Genomic DNA, 18,585 nt, shown 5'->3' on the forward strand with positions numbered 1-18,585 from the left:
TCGCCGGGAAGACGGCGAGGCCTACGATCTGGACATGCCTCCAACCAGAGCCGAGATCGAGGCCGCCAGGAACGCGACGATCCCCGACGTGCTCGGGCCGGGCCTGGACGTGTTGTTCTGCGGCATCAACCCGGGCCTGTACTCCGCGGCGACCGGGCACCACTTCGCCCGGCCCGGCAACAGGTTCTGGCCGGCGCTGCACCTGTCGGGGCTCGTGCCGCGCCGGCTGGAGCCGTACGAGCAGTCGCTGCTGCCCTCGTACGGCCTCGGCATCACCAACATCGTGGCCCGGGCGACCGCGCGTGCCGACGAGCTGACGCCGGAGGAGATCCGCCAGGGCGGCCTTCTGCTCGCCGACCTGGTGCGCGACACGGCACCCCGCGTGCTCGCCGTCGCCGGGGTCTCCGCCTACCGGGTCGCCTTCGGCCGCCCGCGGGCGCGGATCGGCCCGCAGGACGACGTGATCGGCGGCGCGGCCGTGTATGTGCTGCCCAACCCCAGCGGGCTCAACGCCCACTGGCGGCTGGAGGACATCGCCGCGGAGATGGCCCGGCTGCGCCCCGGCACGCCCACCGAGCGGGACGGGGAGCAGCAGGCCGACGCGCGCGCCGGTCAGGAGGAGACGGGGCTGATCTTCGGCGGAGGGAGCGGGACGACCTCGCGCTCGTAGTAGTCGAGCAGATCCTCGGCCTTGCCGTACAGGTCGGCCATGGTCCGCACGCACGCCTCGACGACATGCGCGTCGGTGATGCGCCGGCCTCCCACGTGGGCGCCCGCCTCGTCGTACAGCACCTCGTACATGAGGCCGCCGTGCAGGGCGACCAGTTCGGGCAGCGGGGCCGTGCGCTCCAGGTGCCGCACCGCCGACGCGGGCAGCACGCGGGCCCGCTCACCCGCGCGGGTGCGCGCGGCGAGCAGCACGAGCTCCCACTGCATGTACGGCGTGAGCGGCGTCTCGACCACCCGCAGCCGTCGCAGCTCGACCCGGGGCGGCAGGTCGTGGGCGAAATTCATCTCGTCGATGAGCGCGAGCGCGCGGTCCCAGTCGCCGTCCATGAGCGCGACCCAGCTGGGCACGTCCGGCTCGTGGAAATGCTGGGCGCGTTCCAGCTTCCACACGACCCCGTGGATGTCCTGAAAACGTTCGTAGAACTCGGCTCGGTAGTCGGTGACGGACAGGACCTGTCCCGCCGTCCGTCGCACGTGTTCGATGGTCTCTCCGGGCATGGGGCCTCCTCCGGCGTATGCCGAGATCGAGTTGTGGGACCCGCGCCGAGGCCCCAGCCCGGACCGTGGAACCTCGCCGCGGTTCGTCGTGACGAACGTGGTGGTGTTCAGTTCCCCGTGGAGTTGCTGCACACGGTCGTCTCCGTCGTGTCCAGCCTTCTGATCAGGATCGTCCCCGCGGCCGGCCGCTCGTGCCGGTCCTCAGGCTCGGGCTCTGCCTCGGTCGGGTCCATCTCGCCCCCCTCCGTCGTCGGCGCCGTTGTCCGGCTCCGTTGATTGGGCCGCCGCACCCACTCCCCCCGAAAGCGACAGGTTGATGGTTCGCCGCGGGCCACCTCCGGTCAAGACCCAATTCCGCCGGGCCCGCACACCGGGCATCCGGGGCGCGGGGAGTGACGGACCAGCACGTGATGGTCGGGGGCGATGAGGTTTATTCCCACGAAGGATCCGCTGGCCGGCCGGGGAACGCCGGTGATCAGGGAGGTGACGGCGTGCGCCACCAGGAGGCCGGAGACGCCCGCCGACACGGCCACCACGCCGGGCCCTCCGAGGTCGACGGGAAGGTCGCGTCCGCGCCTGCGCGTCTCCCCGTCGATGAGGCACTCGTAGCAGGCTCCGCGCCCGCGTTCGAACGTTCCCACGGTGACCAGCGGCCCGTCGTAGCCGCCGCCCACCCAGGGCACGCCCGATCCGGCGCAGACCCGGTTGGCCCAGATCCTGATGCCGTCGCCCACACCGTGGCCGCGCGGCTCGTCCGCGCACAGCGCGAGCACGTCACATCCGTCGAGGAGGGAACGCAGCGCGGCCACGCCGTCCACCCTGCGCCGCTCGCCGGTGACCTCGATGTCGGAATTGACCCGTCTGAGCCTGGCCACGGCGACGTCGACCTTCGCGCGGCCGACGTCGCCCTCGTCGTAGAGGACCTGCCGGTTGAGGTTGGACGTCTCCACCACGTCGGCGTCGACGCAGTGGATGCGGCCGACGCCGGTGGCCGCGAGCGCCCACGCCGCGTGGCTGCCGGTGCCGCCCAGGCCGAGGACGACCACGCGGGCCCGTTTCAGGCGCACCTGCGCCTCCCAGGAATGCGGGCGCGGCGTCAGGTCGACGAAGTGGAAGAACGCCTGACCCCTGCCGTACCGCTCCCTTTCCCGCTCGCTCAGCTCATCGGGCATGCCGGCCGCGGCGTCCTCGACGTGACCCGACGCGATCAGCGCGCCGATGAGCTCCTGCGCAGCGGCCGCCGAGACGCCCGGGACGGTTCCGCACACGGTCGCGGCGATCTGCTCGGGGGTCCGCGTGCCGTCCATGAGCGTGAGCGCGGCCCAGGCGCCGCCGAGCGGGTCGGCGATCTCGCCGGCCAGGCCGTAGATCTCGCCACCGATTCGCACCGTGCCGTCGTCGAGCCTGAACGGCTCGTGCATGCGTTTGACCCGTGGCAGCAGCACCTGACCGGTTCCCCTCGCGAAACGGAGGGCGGGACGCCGCCCGCCCTCCGTGTGCTCGTGTGGTCGCCGGGTCAGGACCGTGTCGTGACTGTCATGATTCGCCGGCGGCTGACCGTGACCGGTCCTGATCGACAAATCATCATCTGCCGCCGTGTTGTTCAAGTCCCAATTTCAGTGGTGGTGGCGACGGCCGTACGCGCGGCGGTGGTGGAACAGGCCGGCGACGGCGGCGATCAGCCACACGATCAGCACGATCTTGATGGCGGCGAAGAGCGGCCAGGCCACGCCCGTGACGAGGGCGAGGACGATCAGCGCGCCTACGGCGAGGATCGGCACCGGGGGGCCGCCCCGCCTCCTCCAGGGCCCGCCCGGGCGCCTCGCGGCCGCCCGCGAACCCCAGGGGGCGAGGTGCCCGGGGCCCCAGAATGGCCCGTGAACCCTGAAAGCCTCGTGACCCCTGAAAGCCCCGGGTCCGCGCAAGGGCCCGTGAGCGAGAGGTCCGCGGCCCGGCCACGGCATGCCGTACGGCAGGTCGTGTTCGAGCGGATCCTGTGTCTCGTCCGGCAGGTCGGCGGTGATCCGCCGCAGGTCGCCCGCCGTGCGGGCGGACAAGGTGGCGTCGAGGCGCTCGTCGAGCTCGTCGCGGGTGATCCGGCCCTGCGCGAACGCGTCGTGCAGGGCCTGGGTCACCTCGTCACGCTCTTTGTCGCCGATCCGGATCTCGTCCCTGGAGGCCATGTGCCGTCACTCCTCGGCGGGGTCGCCGTCTGCGAGGATCTGGTACAGCTTGCGCCGGGTCTCCGTCATCACCTGCTTGGCCTCCCTGATCTGGCCGTCGGTGCCGCTGTGCGCGAGCTGGAACAGGGCGGAGGCCGCCTGGCGGGACAGGTCGAACAGCTCGTGGACGTTCTCCCCGATGTCGGGCGTCATGTCCTCCCACGGCGCCCGGACCTCGTCCTGGTGGGCGTCGATGTAGCCGAGACCGGCCTCGGTGAGGCGGAAGGTCTTGCGGCCGTCGCTCTCCTCGGCGCGGACCAGGCCCTCGTCGGTGAGCTGCTGGAGCGCCGGGTAGACGGCGCCGGGGCTGGGCTTCCAGCCGCCCTCGCTGCGCTCGGCGATCTCCTGGATGATCTGGTAGCCGTTGCGGGGCTCCTCGGCCAGCAGCGCGAGGATGGCGGCGCGGACGTCGCCGCGCTTGGCCTTGCGCGCCCGGCCGAAGCCGCGGCCGCCGAACGGGAAACCGGGTCCGAACGGACCGCCGGGCCCGCCCGGTCCGAAGCCGCCCCACGGCCCGCGCCCCCGGTGGCCGGCCCTGTGGCGGTGCTCGTGCGAGTCGGCGTTGTGGTGTTCGTCATGCCACATGGCTGCTCCCTTCATGGCGGCGGCACGGAGCACGTGCCGCATGTGACGGCGGAACTCCTCTCGACGGGCCCATGGCCCGTCCATGGCGAATGCGGATGTCATGAATCCCCCTAGGAACTGTCTCGACTATCTCTTGATGCTTCGACGATATATCGAGACAGTTCTTAGAACAACCCCCTTTGTCCCGTGGGGCGGCGATCAGGGTTCCCGCGCCGCCTTGCGACGGTCGGCGTACGCCCGCGACTTGGCCCGGTTGCCGCAGACGCGCATCGTGCACCACCGCCGGGTGCGGCTCCTGGTGGAGTCCCAGAACACCCACTCACACGAATGGTCCGGGCACTGCTTGAGCCGCAGCCACTCCCCGCCGGCCACCACCAGGGCCCATGCCGTGCCGATGGCGGCGAGCGGGCCCGATCCGTCCAGCGGTTCCCCCGGCTCGCCTCCCGCCCGGAGCACCACCCGCAGGGGCAGTGCGTCCAGTACGGCCTGGGCCTCCTCGATCGCGCGCACGTCGGGGCCGCCCCCGTTGGTGGCCAGCAGCCGGGCCCGCAGGCCGGTCCGCAGGGTGATCGCCCGCCGATGCGTGGCCGCGTCGACCCCGTCGTGGGGCAGCCCCTGCTCGCGTAGCCAGTCCGTCAGCTCGGAGGGTGACGTGATGATGTCCGTGCCCTCCTCGGCGTCCACCGTGTTGGCGAAGTCGCGTATCAGCGCCGCGTGGCGGGACGGCTCACTCATGGTCACTCCTCTGCCTGGCTCTCTTCCATCAAATCACTTAGCCGGTTACGGTCGAGCCGACTAACTCGATAGACGGTTGGAGTGCCGTGAGCGAGACGAACGAGGCCCTGCAGGCGTCGCCGGACGCCCTCGAGCGGATCGCGCGCCGCAACGAGGTCGTGCTGGTCGCCTTCACCGCGACGACCAACCTGGCCGACGGAGTCCTGAAGATCGCGCTGCCGCTGCTCGCCGTCGGACTCGGCGGCTCACCGGGGCAGGTCGCCGTGGTCGGGCTCACGCTCACGCTGCCCTGGCTGCTCGTGTCGCTCCCGGTGGGCGTGCTGGCCGACCGGGCCGACCGCCGCAGGCTCGTCATCCTGGCCGACCTCGTACGGCTCGCCGCGGCCGGGGCGCTGCTCGTCGCCGGTGCAGGGGACGGGATCTCCCTGGCCGCCCTCTACGCGGCCGGAGTGGTCATCGGCACCGCCGAGGTCGTGGCCAACACGGCCACCGGCGCCATGGTGCCCGCCGCCGTGCCCCGAAGCCGCAGGGCCAGGGCGAACGCGTGGATCGCGGGCGCGGAGACCCTGGCCAACGAGTTCTGCGGGCCCGCGGTCGGCGGGTTGCTCGTCGGCGTCGGCGCCTCACTCGCCCTGGGGTTCTCGGCGGGCGCCTTCGCCGCGGGAGCCGTACTGATCGTGCTTCTCGCCGGCTCGTTCCGGCCCGCGCGCGCAGACCGGCCGGCGCATCACGGCCCCGCCGATTCCGCCTCTGGAGACCGGGGGAGCGCGGCGGCCCTGTTCGGCGAGATCGTGGAGGGACTGCGCTTCCTGTGGCGCGACCGGTTGCTGCGCACCCTGACCCTGACCATCACCGTCCTGGCGGGGGCGTGGAGCGCGTGGCTGGCGCTCATGCCGTCCTACGCGACCGCCGTGCTGGAGGCCGATCCGAAGGCGTACGGATTGCTGATCAGCGCCATCGGCCTGGGCGGGCTCGCAGGAGCGGCGCTCACCTCCGTGGTCAACCGGCTGCTCGGGGTGCGCTGGGCGTTGTTCGCCGACCTGATCGGCACGTTCCTCATGATGGCCGTACCCGCGTCGTTCCCGTCCGCGTGGGCCGTCGGCGCGGCGGCGTTCGCCGGGGGCATGGGCGGCACGCTCTGGACGGTGAACTCCCGCACGATCGCTCAGGCGCTCGTGCCCGACCGCCTGCTCGGCAGGTACGGCTCGGCCGCGCGCCTGCTCGGATGGGGCACCCTTCCCCTCGGCGCGGGCCTGGCCGGTGGGCTGGCCGAAGCATTCGGACTGCGAGCGGGGTTCGCCGTGTTCGCGGCGGCGGTGGCGGTGCTGGTCGTGCCGTTCCTGTGGGCGGTCACCCCGTCTGAGCTGCGACGGGCCGCCGATTCCGAGTCCGCGACAGCAGAGTGATACAGATCACGAATTTATCTCGGGAATCGGGAACAGGATCCGGGACGGGTGCGTTGGACCCAGCAGACGGGATTGTTCTGCTCTGAGAGGGCTGGGGGGTGCTCTCGGAGAGGAACAATCCCGTCTGCCGTTTCCGCGGTCTGACGCTCCCTGCACGACACGCGGCAAATGCCGGGTTCGCTGATTTTGTCGGCTGCTTGCCGTACAGTCTCGGCCGTGATCTTGTCATGATGGGGCATTCGCATGCCCTCAGTGGGGCTGTCGCCTGGCTGGCGGTCTCGCCGGCACTTGTAGCACTTCCCGGTGTCATCTCGCCGGAACTCGCCACGGTCACGGGCACCGTGATGAACCCGCCGGAGCTGATCGCGGGCGCGGTCATCTGTGCGGGCGCCGCCATGCTGCCCGACCTCGACCACCCGAGCGCCACCATCGCCCAGACCTTCGGGCCGGCGACATGGCTGCTCAGCAAGGGGGTCAACTTCGCCAGCGGCGGCCACAGGCATGCCACCCACTCGTTGTTGTTCGCGGCAGTGACCGGGGTGGGCGCCCACTTCCTGGGGCACTACACGACGGTCGGGCGGGACATCCTGGTCGTACTGATGATCGGCCTGGCGTTACGCGCCCTCGGCATCGGCATCCCGAACAAGACGATCACTTCGGCGGTGCTCAACATCGCGCTGACGGCGGGTCTGTTCACCGCGTTCTACTTCATGGACGTCACGTATTCCTGGCTGGGGTTCGCGATCGGGGTCGGCTGCCTCGCCCACGTGGTCGGCGACTGCCTGACCGAGCGCGGCTGCCCGGTGCTGTGGCCGATCAAGGCCCGCTGGCTGCTGCCGTGGGACATCGGCTTCAAGACGGGCAAGAAGTTCGAGAACCAGATCGTCGGCCCCGTCCTGTCGATCGCCGTGGTCGCGCTTCTCTGCCTGCGTCTCATGCCCGCCTGAGCCCTTCCTCCGGGCCCTGAGTTGCGGGCCTTCGACGTCGTACGGCACGGCCATGGAGCCGTGCCGTACCCGTATGCTTGCCGACCGGCTAGTAACTTGATGTCGAGATATCTTCCGAGATATCTTGATGTCGAGACATCCGCCGCGCGGCACCTCGTTGCCTGACGCGTCCCGCTGGTGCGGCAGGATGCATTACGAACCGTGAGACATAGCCAGGAACCCTTGGGGAGGCGACTTTCGTGTCCGCGAACAGCTTCGGCAGCCGTGACACGCTGCGCGTCGGTGACGCGTCGTACGAGATCTACCGGCTGGACGCCGTCGAGGGGTCGGCGCGCCTCCCGTACAGCCTGAAGATCCTGCTGGAGAACCTTCTCCGCACCGAGGACGGCGCCAACATCACCGGCGACCACATCCGCGCCATCGCGGGCTGGGACCCCACCGCCACGCCGAGCGTGGAGATCCAGTTCACCCCCGCGCGTGTGATCATGCAGGACTTCACCGGAGTCCCGTGTGTCGTGGACCTCGCGACGATGCGGGAAGCCGTGCGCGACCTGGGCGGCGACCCGGCGCGGATCAACCCGCTCGCCCCGGCCGAGATGGTCATCGACCACTCCGTCATCGTCGACTTCTTCGGCCACCCCGACTCCTTCGCCCGCAACGTCGAGCGGGAGTACGAGCGCAACCGCGAGCGCTACCAGTTCCTGCGCTGGGGGCAGACCGCCTTCGACGAGTTCAAGGTCGTGCCGCCGGGCACCGGCATCGTCCACCAGGTCAACATCGAGCACCTGGCCCGCGTCGTCATGACCCGGGACGGCAAGGCCTACCCCGACACCTGTGTCGGCACCGACTCCCACACGACCATGGAGAACGGCATCGGCGTGCTCGGCTGGGGCGTCGGCGGCATCGAGGCCGAGGCCGCGATGCTCGGCCAGCCGATCTCGATGCTGATCCCGCGCGTGGTCGGCTTCAAGCTGACCGGCAAGCTCCCGGCCGGCGCCACCGCGACCGACCTGGTGCTGACCATCACCGAGATGCTGCGCAAGCACGGCGTCGTCGGCAAGTTCGTCGAGTTCTACGGCGAGGGCGTCTCCAGCGTGCCGCTGGCCAACCGGGCCACGATCGGCAACATGAGCCCCGAGTTCGGCTCCACCTGCGCGATCTTCCCGATCGACGAGCAGACGACCGACTACCTCAGGCTCACCGGCCGCTCGGCCGAGCAGGTCGCGCTCGTCGAGGCGTACGCCAAGGAGCAGGGCCTCTGGCTCGACCCGTCGGCGCCCGAGCCCGTCTTCTCGGAGTACATCGAGCTCGACCTGGCGACCGTGGTCCCGTCGATCGCCGGTCCCAAGCGGCCGCAGGACCGCATCGCCCTGTCGGAGTCGAAGTCGGCCTGGCGCGCGGCCGTGCGCGACTTCGCCCCCGGCGACAGCGTCCAGGGCCCGGCGGACGAGGCTTCGGCGGAGTCGTTCCCCGCCTCGGACTCCCCGGCGATCTCCCACTCCGGCAACGGGGACGCGCCGCACGCGGCCCACCTCAACGGCGACCGGCCGTACCGGCCGACCCCGGTCACGCTGGCGGACGGTACGACGTTCGAGATCGACCACGGCGTCGTCACCATCGCGGCGATCACCTCGTGCACCAACACGTCCAACCCCTACGTCATGCTCGGCGCGGCCCTGCTCGCCAAGAACGCCGTGGACAAGGGCCTGGCCCGCAAGCCGTGGGTCAAGACGTCGCTGGCCCCCGGCTCCCAGGTCGTCACCGGCTACTTCGAGCGGTCCGGGCTCACCCCGTACCTCGACAAGCTGGGCTTCAACCTCGTCGGCTACGGCTGCACCACGTGCATCGGCAACTCCGGTCCGCTGGAGCCGGAGATCTCCGCGGCCATCCAGGAGTCCGACCTCGCGGTGACCGCGGTCCTGTCCGGCAACCGCAACTTCGAGGGCCGGATCAACCCGGACGTCAAGATGAACTACCTGGCCTCGCCGCCGCTGGTCGTCGCCTACGCCCTGGCCGGCACGATGGACATCGACCTCAACAACGAGCCGCTCGGCACGGGCGCCGACGGCAAGCCGGTGTTCCTCGCCGACATCTGGCCCTCGCCGGATGAGGTCGCCGCGGTCGTGTCGGAGTCGATCGGCCAGGACATGTTCCTGCGCGACTACGCCGACGTCTTCAAGGGCGACGAGAACTGGCAGTCGCTGCCCGTCCCGACCGGGAACACCTTCGACTGGGACCCGTCCTCGACGTACGTGCGCAAGGCGCCGTACTTCGACGGGATGCCGGCCTCGCCGGAACCGGTGACGGACATCGCCGGCGCGCGGGTGCTGGCGCGGCTCGGCGACTCGGTCACGACCGACCACATCTCGCCGGCGGGCTCGATCAAGCCGGACTCTCCGGCCGGACGCTACCTGCGTGAGCACGGCGTCGAGGTCAAGGACTTCAACTCCTACGGTTCCCGCCGCGGCAACCACGAGGTGATGATCCGGGGCACCTTCGCCAACATCCGGCTGAAGAACCTGCTGCTCGACGGTGTGGAGGGCGGCTTCACCCGCGACTTCACCAAGGGCGGCGAGCAGGCGTTCATCTACGACGCCTCCAGCAACTACCAGGCCGCCGGCATCCCGCTGGTCGTCCTGGCGGGCAAGGAGTACGGCTCGGGCTCCTCACGTGACTGGGCGGCCAAGGGGACCGCGCTGCTCGGCGTCCGCGCCGTCATCGCGGAGTCCTACGAGCGCATCCACCGGTCGAACCTGATCGGCATGGGTGTGCTGCCTCTCCAGTTCCCCGAGGGTGAGAGCGCGGCGTCGCTGGGGCTGACCGGTGAGGAGACCTTCGACATCGTCGGGGTCGAGGAGCTCAACTCCGGGACGACCCCGGCGACCGTCACGGTGAAGGCGGGCGACGTCGAGTTCCAGGCGGTCGTGCGCATCGACACGCCCGGAGAGGCGGACTACTACCGCCACGGCGGCATCATGCAGTACGTGCTGCGGTCGCTGCTCGCCAAGAGCTGAGCTAGACGGCAGTGAGCCGCCCGGGATGGATTTCTCCGCCCCGGGCGGCCTGTATTAGAACATCCGCTCGAGCAGATCGAGCACCTCATGGACGACCGTCCGTGGAGCTCGCCCTAACCGGCATTCCATCCGGAGGGGGGATATGGCACGCGCCTGCTGTGGCATCACCCAACTCGTCTTGTGCAGACCGGTGCTCTGGGGCGGAACCTCGACATGGTGGCTCCATCCCCGATCTCGGGTCGTCAACGGAGCGACGATGACGAGTTTGAAGCCCGCCGCGTTGTAGCGGCCGTTGCTGAGGACCAGAGCAGGGCGCGGAAAGCCCTGTTCTGCGCCGACCGGCTCACCGAAGTCGGCGAACCAGATGTCACCTTGAGAAAGCCTCATCCGCGTTTCTCGGGGAAGTCGATGAGGCCCTCCCATTCAGGGGCGATGCGGCGAGTGCGGGAGGGGGGCCCTTGAAGCTCATCGCTCTCCGCGAGGTACTCGGCCCAGCCTTCCGGGTCCTCTCGTTGCGTTCGCTCGATCTGCTCGCGCACGGTCTGCCAGAACCGTTTCGTCTCGTAGTCGTCGACGGCGTCGTCGATCACTGCGGTCATGGGTCTGCCTTCCTGTTCGGCGATTCGCGCGATCTTGTCGCGAGTAACGGTGCCGACCCGGATCGTGGTGTGCTTCTGCTCGCCGCCCATGTGAAGAGGCTACGGCGATGTCACGGATCGGTCTTTGACGACGTCGTCGAGATACAACCATACAAGCGAGCTGATTACTCTCGCAATGACTTTCGATTACTGACGGTGATTGGCTGATATTCGGTTGCCGACGGCGCGAGCGGGCGGCAGGGTGGCCCGGCATGTGGTTCGAGTGGTTTCCGCTGATAGCGGGGGGTTTGGCGGTCTTCGTCGGCGCGATCGTCCAGGGCGGCGTGGGTTTCGGGATGGGACTGATCGCCTCGCCCCTGATCACGTTGATCGATCCGGGTGTGATGCCGGGCGCCGTCCAGGTCGTCAACGCCGTGCTGCCGTTGTTCACGCTCGCGCTGGAGTGGCGACGAATCGACTGGCCGGGCCTGGGCTTCGCGCTGCTCGGCAGGCTCCCCGGCAGTGCTCTGGGGGCCCTCGTCGTGGTCTACGTGAGCACCCGCACCCTCGGGGTTCTGGTCGGGCTGATGGTGGTGGCCGCGGCGGTGGCGACGGCGCGCGCGGTGGCGGTTCGGCGCAACGGGTTCACGTTGACGGCGGCGGGATTCCTGTCCGGGATCACCGGCACTGCCACGGGCATCGGCGGTCCGCCGATGGGGCTGGTCTACCAGAGCGCCCGAGGTCCGCAGATCAGGGCCACGCTGGCGATGTTCTTCTTCCTGAGCGCGACGCAGTCCCTCGCCTTGCTCGCACTCGTCGGCAGGCTGCCGGCCCACGCCCTGAGCACGGGGCTGGCGCTCGTTCCGTTCGTGGTCGTCGGGTTCGTCGTGTCGGCGCCCCTGAGGCGTTATCTGGACGGCGGAAGGGTCCGTACCGCACTGCTCGGACTCGCGATCATTTCCGCGTGTGCGCTTATTGGCGAGAGTCTTGCGGGCTGACGAGAGCCGGGTGAACCTTCTGTTTCTCCATTGTTACCGCGGACAACAAAAGTTACCTTCCTGTGTCTTACGCCCGTTTGTGTTCTGGCTTACGTTGTCCCAAACAACATTCCCTGGATCGGTGAGTGTCGTGACCCGGCCCCGCCGTACCGGGCGGTCGGTTTGCGCAATCTCAGTGCCGGCTTCTGAGATCGCCGCATGCCGGCCGCATTTCTCATAGACCCCCAGCCAGAGAAAGGACCCACGCCCATGCGCAAGGGGATCCTCACGCTTGGCGCCGCAGCGGCGGCGCTGTCCCTCGGTCTCACCGCCTGTGGGGGCGACAACGGTGGCTCCAGTGCCTCGGGCAGCGGCGCTCCGTCGGCGTCCGGCGCCTCGATCGGCAAGATCGGTGTCATCCTCCCCGACAGCAAGTCCTCGGCCCGGTGGGAGACCGCCGACCGGAAGTTCCTCAAGGCGGCCTTCGACGCGGCCGGTGTCCAGTCGGACATCCAGAACGCGCAGGGCGACAAGACGGCGTTCCAGACCATCGCCGACCAGATGATCACGAACGGCGCCAAGGTTCTCGTGATCGTGAACCTGGACAGCGGCACCGGCAAGGCCGTGCTCGACAAGGCGGCTTCGCAGGGCGTCGCGACGATCGACTACGACCGCCTCACCCTCGGCGGCAGCGCCTCCTACTACGTGTCGTTCGACAACGAGAAGGTCGGTCAGCTGCAGGGCGAGGGCCTGGTCAAGTGCCTGACCGACAACAAGGCGCAGAAGCCGATCGTGGCCGAGCTGAACGGCTCGCCGACCGACAACAACGCCACGCTGTTCAAGAACGGCTACGACTCCGTGCTCAAGCCGAAGTACGACTCCGGTGAGTACGTGAAGGGCCCGGACGACTCGGTTCCGGACTGGGACAACGCGCAGGCCGGGACGATCTTCGAGCAGCAGCTGACCCAGCAGCCCAAGATCGCCGGTGTCCTCGCGGCGAACGACGGCCTCGGCAACGCGGCCATCGCGGTGCTGAAGAAGGAGAAGCTGAACGGCAAGGTCCCGGTCACCGGCCAGGACGCGACCGTGCAGGGCCTGCAGAACATCCTCGTCGGCGACCAGTGCATGACGGTCTACAAGGCGATCAAGAAGGAGGCCGACGCGGCCTCGCAGCTGGCCATCGCCCTCGCCAAGGGCGAGAAGCCCTCCGCCCCGGCGACCGTCAAGGACCCGGAATCCGGCCGTGACGTTCCCTCGGTTCTTCTCGACCCCCAGGCGATTTACTTCGACAACGTCAAGGACGTCGTCAACGACGGTTACGTCACGAAGGAAGAGCTGTGCACCGGCGAGTTCGCCGCCAAGTGCACCGAGGCCGGAATCAGCTGACAAACGAAATCGGGCCGGTACGGCATTCGCCGTACCGGCCCCTTGAAGTACGGAGTCCTCCATCGTGTCCCAGGGACCGGTCCTGGAACTGCGCGGCATCAACAAAAGCTTCGGTGCCGTTCAGGTCCTTCACGACGTCGCCTTCTCAGCCTATTCAGGAGAGGTGACCGCACTTGTCGGCGACAACGGCGCCGGTAAGTCCACGCTGGTGAAATGCATCGGTGGGATCCACCCGATCGACACCGGCGAATACTTCTTTGACGGCGAGAAGGTCCACGTGAGCGGGCCCAGGGACGCGGCCGCACTGGGCGTCGAAATCGTTTATCAGGACCTCGCCCTGTGCGACAACCTGGACATCGTCCAGAACATGTTCCTCGGCAGGGAGAAGACGAGCGGACTGGTCCTCGACGAGGCGACGATGGAGGAGATGGCCGCCAAGACCCTCGACGGTCTCTCGGTCCGCACCGTCAAGTCCATCCGCCAGCTCGTCTCCAGCCTGTCCGGTGGACAGCGGCAGACCGTGGCGATCGCCAAGGCCGTGTTGTGGAACAGCAAGGTCGTCGTCCTCGACGAGCCGACCGCCGCGCTCGGCGTCGCGCAGACCGCCCAGGTGCTGGAGCTGGTCCGCCGCCTCGCGGACAACGGGCTCGCCGTCGTGCTGATCTCCCACAACATGAACGACGTCTTCGCCGTGTCCGACCGGGTCGCGGCGCTCTATCTGGGGCGGATGGCCGCCCAGGTCAAGACCTCCGAGGTGACGCACTCGCAGGTCGTGGAACTCATCACGGCCGGACGCAGCGGCGAGCTCGGCATCAAGAACGGCAACGGAGCGGCATCATGACGACGGAAACGCTCCCCGAGCAGCAGCACAAAAACGACTCGTCGCTCGCGAGCTACGCGAAGGGCTACGTCGACCGTGTCCGCGGCGGCGAGCTCGGCGCCCTGCCCGCGGTCTTCGGTCTCATCGTGCTCTGCGTGGTGTTCTCAAGTCTGAGGCCCGCCTTCCTGTCGCCGGTGAACTTCGCGAACCTCTTCACGCAGGGTGCCGCGGTCACCGTCATCGCGATGGGCCTGATCTTCGTCCTGCTCCTCGGTGAGATCGACCTGTCGGCGGGCTTCGCCAGCGGCGTGTGCGCGGCCGTGCTCGCCGTGCTCCTCACCAACCACGGCTTCCCCTGGTACGTGGCGGTCGCCGGCGCGATGGTGACCGGCGTCGTCATCGGCCTCGTGCTGGGCGTTCTGGTCGCCAAGCTCGGCGTGCCCTCCTTCGTCGTCACGCTGGCCGCGTTCCTGGGCTTCCAGGGTGTGCTGCTCCTGCTGGTCCAGGGCGGCACCAACATCTCGATCCGCGACAACGTGATCCTGGCGATCGCCAACAAGAACGTTCCGCCCGCGGTGAGCTGGATCGTGCTGGTCGTCGGGGTGCTCGCCTACGCGGCCATCCAGCTCTTCCGGGCCCGCCGCCGCATCGGCCGCGGACTGGCGGCCGACCCGCTCACGCTCATCGCGTTCCGCGTGCTGGCGCTCGCCGTCATCTCCGGCGTCGCCGTCTACGTCCTGAACCTGGAGCGCAGCCGCAACGCCCTGATCGTGTCGCTCAAGGGCGTGCCGATCGTGGTGCCGGTCATCGTCGTGCTGCTGATCGTGTGGACGTTCGTCCTGCGCCGCACCGCCTACGGACGGCACATCTACGCGGTGGGCGGCAACGCCGAGGCCTCGCGCCGGGCGGGCATCAACGTCGACCGGATCCGCATCTCGGCGTTCGTCATCTGCTCGTTCATGGCGTCCATCGGCGGCATCATCGCCGCGTCCCGCGCCAACTCGGTCGACCCCAACACGGGCGGCAGCGACGTGCTCCTGTTCGCGGTGGGCGCGGCCGTCATCGGCGGGACCAGCCTGTTCGGCGGCAAGGGCCGCGCGCTCGACGCCGTGCTCGGCGGCGCGGTCGTGGCCGTCATCCAGAACGGCATGGGCCTGATGGGCTACAGCGCGGGTGTGAAGTACGTCGTCACCGGCTCGGTGCTGCTGCTCGCCGCCGGCGTGGACGCCCTGTCCAGGAAGCGGGCCGCCTCGTCCGGACGACGATGACCACTGCGATCATGTCGAGGTGATGGCCGTCCAGCGATGATCATCGTTTCCCGCCCCCGAGGAGAACCGAGGCTGTCCCGATGATGCGCGCAGGTCCCTCACAGGAGGAGATCCGCAAGCACAATCTCGGCACACTGCTCCGCCACGTCCACCTGGGAGGGCCCACCTCCCGGGCGGAGCTGACCAGCTTGATGGGGCTCAACCGCAGCACCATCATGGCGCTGACCGCCGACCTGACGGCGGCCGGGCTGGTCAGGGAGGAGCTTCCGAAGGACACCGGCAGGGCGGGCCGGCCGTCGCTGGTGGTCCGCCCGGAGTCGTCGCGGGTCTACGTCCTCGCCTTCGACGTGGGCGTGGACCGGCTTGCCGCCGCCCGCGTCGGTCTCGGCGGCGTGATCCTGGACCGGCGGGTGGCCCTGCGGCAACGCGGATCGTTCGACCTCGCCCAGGTCATCGCCATCCTCGCCGGGTTCGCCCGGCAGATGCTCCGCAAGACTCGCCCCGACACGGTCTGCGTCGGGGCGGCGGCGGCGTTCTGCGGTGCCGTACGGAAGTCGGACGGAGTCGTCAGGACAGGGCCGAACATCGGCCTGGAGGAGACGCCCTTCGGCGAGCAGTTGTCGGGCAAGCTGGCGCTCGGGCTGCCCGTGGTCGTCGGCAACGACGCCAACCTCGGCGCGCTTGCCGAGCATACGAGGGGGGTCGGCCTCGGCTGCCGCGATCTGATCTACCTGCACGGTGACGTGGGGATCGGCGGCGGCATCATCGCGGGCGGCCAGTTGCTGGGCGGCTTCGCCGGCTACGGAGGCGAGGTCGGCCACATCGTCGTCAACCCCGGCGGGCGGCCGTGCGGCTGCGGCTCCCGCGGCTGCCTGGAGGCCGAGGTGGGGGAGCGGGCGCTGATGGAGCACGCCGGACGGGGCGCCGGCGAGATCGTCGGCCGTGACGGCGTGCGCGCCGTGGTCGACGCGGCCGACCGGGGCGACGTGGTCGCCCAGGAGGCGTTGCACGGGGTCGGGAGCTGGCTCGGCCTGGGAGTGGCCAACCTCGTCAACGTGTTCAACCCCGAGATGGTGATCTTCGGGGGCACGCTCAGGGAGATGTACCTTGGCTCGGCGGCCCAGGTGCGCAGCCAGATCAACGTCGCGACGCTGGCCGCGACCAGGGAAGGCCTGCGGCTTCGCACCTCCGGGCTGGGCGACGACGCGCCCCTCATGGGAGCCGCCGAACTGGCCTTCGGGCAGGTGCTCGCCGACCCCCTCGACGCGCTCGCCCGTCGTACGTCGTGACACCCGCGGCAGGGGGCGGCGGGGTCTGAGGGCGTTCCCAGGGGGAATCCCAAGGCGTAGGACCCTTATCGGGCCCCCTCGGCGCCAAGTCGAAAGGCCGGTAAAGCAGAATCAAAGGGAATTCGCACACGAGACGCGAAGGTTCAGTACGGTTCCACAAGGTGGACTGGCTTGCGGGAACTACACTCGGCCTGTTCGAAGATGAGCGGAAAGGGATGACTCGGTGGGGATTCTGGAGACGATCAAGGACCCGCTCGATCTGAAGAATGTGGCCGCCGGCGATCTGCCGGGGCTTGCCGCAGAGATCCGGGACCTGCTGGTCTCCACCGTGGCGCGCACGGGCGGCCACCTCGGCCCCAACCTCGGCGTCGTCGAGTTGACCATCGCCATGCACCGGGTCTTCGACTCTCCGCGCGACCGGTTGCTGTTCGACACCGGCCACCAGGCGTACGTGCACAAGCTGCTGACCGGCCGCGCGGGCGACTTCGCCACGCTGCGCCAGGAGGGCGGCCTGTCCGGCTATCCCAGCAGAGCCGAGTCCGAGCACGACGTCATCGAGAACTCCCACGCCTCCACCGCCCTCTCCTACGCCGACGGCCTGGCCAAGGCGTTCGCCCTCCGCGGCGAGACCGACAGGACGGCGGTGGCCGTCATCGGCGACGGCGCGCTGACGGGCGGCATGGCCTGGGAGGCGCTGAACAACATCGCGGGCCGCAAGGACCTGCCGCTGATCATCATCGTCAACGACAACGGCCGCTCCTATTCGCCGACCATCGGCGGCCTGGCCTCCCACCTGTCCACGCTGCGGATGACCCAGCGCTATGAGCAGGCGCTGGAGCTCGTCAAGGACAACCTCGGCCGGGTGCCGGTCATCGGACCGCCCCTCTACGAGACCCTGCACGGCGTCAAGAAGGGCCTGAAGGACATCTTCGCCCCGCAGGTCATGTTCGAGGACCTGGGCCTCAAATACGTCGGCCCGATCGACGGCCACGACGAGCCCGCGGTCGAGGCGGCGCTGCGCCGGGCCAAGGCCTACAGGGGCCCGGTGATCGTGCACGTCATCACGCACAAGGGCCACGGGTACGCCCACGCGGAGAACCACGACGAGGACTGTTTCCACAGCCCCCAGCCGTTCGACATCGTGACGGGTGAGGAGCGGGCGCGGCCGCACAGCTGGACCAACGTGTTCAGCGAGGAGATGGTCAAGATCGGTGCGCAGCGGGAGGACGTCGTCGCGATCACCGCCGCGATGCTCCACCCCACCGGGCTCGCCGCCTTCGCCGAGGCCTACCCGAGCCGGATCTACGACGTGGGCATCGCCGAGCAGCACGCCCTGACCAGCGCCGCCGGGCTGGCCCTCGGCGGGCTCCACCCGGTGGTCGCCGTGTACGCGACCTTCCTCAACCGCGCCTTCGACCAGCTCCTGATGGACGTGGCCCTGCATCGGCTGCCCGTGACGGTCGTGCTCGACCGGGCGGGCGTGACCGGTGACGACGGGCCCAGCCACAACGGCATGTGGGACCTGTCGATCCTCCAGCTGATCCCCGGCCTGTCGCTGGCAGTGCCCCGCGACGCCGTACGGCTGCGCGAGCTGCTGGCCGAGTCGGTCGCCATCGAGGACGGCCCGTCGGTCGTGCGCTTCCCCAAGGGCGCGCTGCCCCGCGAGATCGAGGCCGTCGGGCGGCTCGGGGAGATGGACCTGCTCCGGGCGGGCGACCCCGACGTCCTGCTGGTGGCGGTCGGCCCCATGGCGGAGATCTGCATGGACGCGGCCGCTCTCCTCGACGCGCAGGGCATCTCGGCGACGGTGGTCGACCCCCGCTGGGTCAAGCCGCTCGACGAGGCCCTCGTGCTGGCCGCCTCCGCGCACAAGCTGGTCGCGGTCGTGGAGGACGGCGGCCGGGTGGGCGGAGTCGGCGACGCCGTGGCCCGCATGCTGCGCGACGCCGACGTGGACGTCCCGGTGCGGACCTTCGGCATTCCGCAGCGGTTCCTCGACCACGCCAAGCGTCAGAAGATCCTCACCGACATCGGCCTCACCGGCCAGGACCTCGCGCGGCAGATCACCGAGGCGGTCGCCCGGCGTTCCCCCGTGCTGGAGCGGCATCCCGCCCGCCAGACGCAGTGAGCA

Annotated in this window: 18 protein-coding genes; 10 read left to right on the forward strand and 8 right to left on the reverse strand. The window is 69.6% G+C overall.

From position 1 onward, the window contains the following. The first annotated feature begins 34 nt into the window (after positions 1-34). Positions 35-670 (forward strand): G/U mismatch-specific DNA glycosylase, encoded by a 636-nt coding sequence (gene mug, locus Pth03_RS14345; RefSeq protein WP_203944737.1) that lies wholly within the window; start codon positions 35-37, stop codon positions 668-670. Here the strand turns inward: mug and Pth03_RS14350 are convergent. The 6 genes from Pth03_RS14350 to Pth03_RS14370 form a co-directional block, all read right to left on the reverse strand. Next, a complete protein-coding gene (locus Pth03_RS14350; protein WP_203944738.1) occupies positions 613-1,227 on the reverse strand; it encodes a DUF6879 family protein in 615 nt (204 codons plus the stop codon). The genes mug and Pth03_RS14350 overlap by 58 nt on opposite strands. A gap of 107 nt (positions 1,228-1,334) precedes the next feature. Continuing rightward, a complete protein-coding gene (locus Pth03_RS42090) occupies positions 1,335-1,460 on the reverse strand; it encodes a hypothetical protein (protein WP_275413105.1) in 126 nt (41 codons plus the stop codon). A gap of 108 nt (positions 1,461-1,568) precedes the next feature. Further along, complete coding sequence (locus Pth03_RS14355) at positions 1,569-2,648, reverse strand: HesA/MoeB/ThiF family protein (RefSeq protein ID WP_203944739.1); 1,080 nt, start codon at positions 2,646-2,648, stop codon at positions 1,569-1,571. Between the two features lie 195 nt (positions 2,649-2,843). After that, positions 2,844-3,410 (reverse strand): DUF1707 SHOCT-like domain-containing protein, encoded by a 567-nt coding sequence (locus tag Pth03_RS14360; RefSeq protein WP_203944740.1) that lies wholly within the window; start codon positions 3,408-3,410, stop codon positions 2,844-2,846. Positions 3,411-3,416: 6 nt separating this feature from the next. After that, positions 3,417-4,136 carry a PadR family transcriptional regulator gene (locus Pth03_RS14365; RefSeq protein ID WP_203944741.1) on the reverse strand — a complete coding sequence of 240 codons (720 nt, stop codon included), beginning with the start codon at positions 4,134-4,136 and terminating at the stop codon, positions 3,417-3,419. A 96-nt stretch (positions 4,137-4,232) separates the two neighbouring features. Then, on the reverse strand, positions 4,233-4,769 hold the full coding sequence (locus Pth03_RS14370) for a CGNR zinc finger domain-containing protein (RefSeq protein ID WP_203944742.1): 537 nt from the start codon (positions 4,767-4,769) through the stop codon (positions 4,233-4,235). A gap of 86 nt (positions 4,770-4,855) precedes the next feature. Here Pth03_RS14370 and Pth03_RS14375 point away from each other — a divergent pair, with 86 nt between their 5' ends. From Pth03_RS14375 to Pth03_RS14385, 3 genes are all read left to right on the forward strand, one after another. Continuing rightward, positions 4,856-6,175 carry an MFS transporter gene (locus Pth03_RS14375; protein WP_239119031.1) on the forward strand — a complete coding sequence of 440 codons (1,320 nt, stop codon included), beginning with the start codon at positions 4,856-4,858 and terminating at the stop codon, positions 6,173-6,175. Positions 6,176-6,402: 227 nt separating this feature from the next. Beyond that, positions 6,403-7,122 carry a metal-dependent hydrolase gene (locus Pth03_RS14380; protein WP_203944743.1) on the forward strand — a complete coding sequence of 240 codons (720 nt, stop codon included), beginning with the start codon at positions 6,403-6,405 and terminating at the stop codon, positions 7,120-7,122. Positions 7,123-7,361: 239 nt separating this feature from the next. Then, positions 7,362-10,136 (forward strand): aconitate hydratase, encoded by a 2,775-nt coding sequence (locus tag Pth03_RS14385; RefSeq protein WP_203944744.1) that lies wholly within the window; start codon positions 7,362-7,364, stop codon positions 10,134-10,136. Between the two features lie 54 nt (positions 10,137-10,190). Here the strand turns inward: Pth03_RS14385 and Pth03_RS14390 are convergent, their stop codons facing one another. Together Pth03_RS14390 and Pth03_RS14395 are read right to left on the reverse strand one after the other, a co-directional pair. After that, entirely contained in the window at positions 10,191-10,523 is a 333-nt protein-coding gene (locus tag Pth03_RS14390) for a type II toxin-antitoxin system PemK/MazF family toxin (protein WP_203944745.1), read from the reverse strand. Next, entirely contained in the window at positions 10,520-10,825 is a 306-nt protein-coding gene (locus tag Pth03_RS14395) for a hypothetical protein (RefSeq protein ID WP_203944746.1), read from the reverse strand. The genes Pth03_RS14390 and Pth03_RS14395 overlap by 4 nt, the downstream gene beginning before the upstream one ends. Before the next feature lie 161 nt (positions 10,826-10,986). Here Pth03_RS14395 and Pth03_RS14400 point away from each other — a divergent pair, with 161 nt between their 5' ends. From Pth03_RS14400 to dxs, 6 genes are all read left to right on the forward strand, one after another. Beyond that, complete coding sequence (locus Pth03_RS14400) at positions 10,987-11,712, forward strand: sulfite exporter TauE/SafE family protein (RefSeq protein WP_203944747.1); 726 nt, start codon at positions 10,987-10,989, stop codon at positions 11,710-11,712. Between the two features lie 249 nt (positions 11,713-11,961). Next, positions 11,962-13,077, forward strand: a complete 1,116-nt coding sequence (locus Pth03_RS14405) for a sugar ABC transporter substrate-binding protein (RefSeq protein ID WP_203944748.1) — start codon at positions 11,962-11,964, stop codon at positions 13,075-13,077. A gap of 64 nt (positions 13,078-13,141) precedes the next feature. After that, on the forward strand, positions 13,142-13,918 hold the full coding sequence (locus tag Pth03_RS14410; protein WP_203944749.1) for an ATP-binding cassette domain-containing protein: 777 nt from the start codon (positions 13,142-13,144) through the stop codon (positions 13,916-13,918). Continuing rightward, positions 13,915-15,165 carry a sugar ABC transporter permease gene (locus Pth03_RS14415; protein WP_203944750.1) on the forward strand — a complete coding sequence of 417 codons (1,251 nt, stop codon included), beginning with the start codon at positions 13,915-13,917 and terminating at the stop codon, positions 15,163-15,165. The genes Pth03_RS14410 and Pth03_RS14415 overlap by 4 nt, the downstream gene beginning before the upstream one ends. Before the next feature lie 83 nt (positions 15,166-15,248). Continuing rightward, positions 15,249-16,454, forward strand: coding sequence for an ROK family transcriptional regulator (locus tag Pth03_RS14420; protein ID WP_203944855.1), 1,206 nt, complete (start codon positions 15,249-15,251; stop codon positions 16,452-16,454). A gap of 223 nt (positions 16,455-16,677) precedes the next feature. Further along, positions 16,678-18,582 (forward strand): 1-deoxy-D-xylulose-5-phosphate synthase, encoded by a 1,905-nt coding sequence (gene dxs / locus Pth03_RS14425; protein ID WP_203944751.1) that lies wholly within the window; start codon positions 16,678-16,680, stop codon positions 18,580-18,582. The last annotated feature ends 3 nt before the right edge of the window (positions 18,583-18,585 follow it).

The organism is Planotetraspora thailandica (assembly GCF_016863335.1).
In the GTDB taxonomy this organism is placed as follows: domain Bacteria; phylum Actinomycetota; class Actinomycetes; order Streptosporangiales; family Streptosporangiaceae; genus Planotetraspora; species Planotetraspora thailandica.